Origin of the sequence: Aestuariivirga sp. (genome assembly GCF_037139295.1) — a bacterium.
Taxonomy (GTDB): domain Bacteria; phylum Pseudomonadota; class Alphaproteobacteria; order Rhizobiales; family Aestuariivirgaceae; genus Aestuariivirga.
Map to the genome: position 1 here is coordinate 1 of NZ_JBAXGR010000233.1, position 2,758 is coordinate 2,758.

Genomic DNA, 2,758 nt, shown 5'->3' on the forward strand with positions numbered 1-2,758 from the left:
GAACGCGACCGGCGAAAACGAATTTCAGGCGGTTGCGGTCAACAAGATCGGACCCGTGAAGGCGAAGTTTAAAGGCAAGGTCCGGTTGAGTGATTTCGACGCGCCCAACAGCTACAAAATCTCCGGCGAGGGCGATGGCGGGATCGCAGGCTTCGCCAAGGGCGGCGCGACCGTGTCGCTTGCCTACAAGGATGGCGGCACCTGTAAGCGCCGGAGCAATAATCCCTCACTGAAGCGGCCGGGTTCCCGGTCGCGCCGGAGTAAAACTCCGGCAACGGATAGCCTCTTTGCCTTTAGTCGGCAGAGGGCGGGGGATGAAGGACGTGGACGACTATTTGAAGGTGCGGCATGCGGTTCGGATTGAGGGTCTGAGCGAGCGGGCGGCGGCGCGGCGGTTCGGGATCGACCCGCGGACCGTGAACAAGATGATGAAGTTCTCGGTACCGCCGGGTTACAAGCGCAAGAAGCCGCCGACGAAGCCAAAGCTTGATCCATTTATTCCCGTGATCGACCGCATTCTCCGGGACGACAAGTTACAACCGAAGAAGCAGCAGCACACGGCGAAGCGGATCTTCGAGCGGCTGCGCGATGAGTATGGGTTCACGGGCGGCATAACGATCGTGAAGGACCATGTCTCTGGCTGGCGGCAGCGGACGCAAGAGATGTTCGTGCCGTTGGTGCATCCGCCAGGGCATGCTCAGGCAGACTTTGGTGAAGCCATCGGCATCATCGGTGGCGTCAAGCGCAAGATCCACTTCTTCGCTTTTGACTTGCCGCATTCGGACGCCTGCTTCGTGGTCGGCTATCCGGCAGAGACAACGGAAGCGTTCTGCGACGGCCACGTTCGAGCGTTCGCATTCTTCGGCGGCGTGCCGAAGTCGATCCTGTATGACAACACCAAGATCGCCGTGGCCCGCATCCTCGGGGACGGCAAACGACAACGGACGCGCGTGTTCACCGAGCTGCAATCGCATTACCTGTTCGAGGATCGGTTTGGCCGACCTGGCAAAGGCAACGACAAGGGCAAGGTCGAAGGGCTTGTCGGTTATGCGCGCCGGAACTTCCTCGTACCAATCCCAGTGTTCGAGAGCTTCGAGACGTTGAACGCCTATCTGCTTGAATGCTGCCGCCGTCGAATGGCTGACCGTTTGCGTGGTCATGACGAGACGATCGGCGATCGGCTGAAGCGCGACCTTGCCGCGTTACAAACGCCACTGCCTGCGCCTTATGACGCCTGCGAGAAGGTGGCCACGAGTGTCTCCTCGCTGTCGCTGGTGCGCTACCGGCTCAACGACTACTCGGTGCCGACGACCTACGGTTACCGCGGTGTGCTTGTGCGCGGTTACGTCCATGAGGTGGTGATCTCATGCGGCGCGGAGGTGATCGCACGTCATCCGCGCTCCTACGAACGGGAAGACTTCGTATTCGATCCGCTGCACTACCTGGCGCTGATCGAGCAGAAGGTCAATGCGCTGGATCAGGCTGCACCATTGGCCGGCTGGCGGCTGCCGGAGGAGTTCGCCACACTGCGGCGTCTTCTGGAAGCCCGGATGGGCAAGCAAGGTAAGCGCGAGTTCGTGCAGGTTCTGCGGCTGATGGAGGTATTCCGCGCCGATGAGGTCGCTGCCGCGGTGCGCGACGCCATCGCGCGTGGAGCAATCGGATTCGATGCCGTGAAGCATCTGGTGCTGTGCCGCATCGAACGGCGACCGCCGCGCCTCGACATGACGATCTATCCGTATCTACCGAAGGCCCATGTGGCGATGACGGCGGCCAAGACATACCTGAGCCTGCTGATGAGGGCGGCATCATGACCGATACGCCGCAGCTTCTGCTCGCTCATCACCTCAAGGCGCTCAAGCTGCCGACGTTCCTGCGCGAGTACGACAAGCTCGCCCGGCAGTGCGCTGCCGAGGGCCTCGATCACATCCGCTTTCTGCTGCGCCTGGCCGAACTGGAGCTGATCGAGCGCGAACGGCGCATGGTGGAGCGTCGGATCAAGGAGGCGCGGTTCCCGTCAGTGAAGAGCCTGGACAGCTTCGATTTCGCCGCCATTGCGTCGCTCAACAAGACCCTCGTACTGGAGCTCGCCCGCTCGGAATATGTGACCCGCCGGGAAAACATCATCGCGGTCGGCAACAGCGGCACCGGCAAGACCCACATCGGTCTTGGGCTCGGTCTCGCGGCCTGTCAGAAGGGGCTGTCAGTTGGCTTCTATACCGCCGCGGCCCTCGTCCATGAACTGCTGGAGGCGCGCGACGAGAAGCGGTTGCTGCGCCTGCAGCGGCAGCTCGCCGGATACAAACTCCTGATTATCGACGAGCTTGGCTATGTGCCGCTCTCACAGACCGGTGCCGAGCTGTTGTTCGAGGTGTTCAGCCAGCGATATGAGCGCGGTTCAACCGTCGTCACCTCGAACCTGCCGTTCGACGAATGGACCAGCGTGTTTGGTTCCGAGCGGCTCACCGGTGCACTGCTCGACCGGCTCACCCATCATGTCCATATCCTGCAAATGAATGGCGACAGCTACAGACTCAATCAGAGCAAACGCCGCTCACGCCGTTCCAGTTCAGACACGCCGGCGGATCATCCCACCCAAGACTGATGCCGACGAAAAGGCCCCCAGTTCGGGGGCCTTCATGCCAGCGTCATTGATGTATTTTTGCTCCGGCGAGCCGAAGCATTTTTGCTCCGGCGTTGACACCTGGCGGATGCACCAACGGCACGAACATCTCTTGCGTCCGCTGCCGCCAGCCAG

The 2,758-nt window shown here is 61.4% G+C and carries 3 protein-coding genes; all 3 read left to right on the top strand.

The genetic code is table 11. The annotated features are described in order from the left end of the window. Positions 1-364, top strand: a 364-nt coding sequence (locus WCJ41_RS21270; RefSeq protein ID WP_336907840.1) for an SRPBCC domain-containing protein, incomplete at its 5' end; no start/stop codon positions are given. Then, positions 315-1,814: an IS21 family transposase gene (gene istA, locus WCJ41_RS21275; protein ID WP_336907841.1), complete on the top strand. Its 1,500-nt coding sequence runs from the start codon at positions 315-317 to the stop codon at positions 1,812-1,814. The genes WCJ41_RS21270 and istA, both read left to right, overlap by 50 nt. Then, on the top strand, positions 1,811-2,605 hold the full coding sequence (gene istB / locus WCJ41_RS21280) for an IS21-like element helper ATPase IstB (RefSeq protein ID WP_336907842.1): 795 nt from the start codon (positions 1,811-1,813) through the stop codon (positions 2,603-2,605). Before istA ends, istB begins: the two co-directional genes overlap by 4 nt. Positions 2,606-2,758 lie beyond the last annotated feature (153 nt).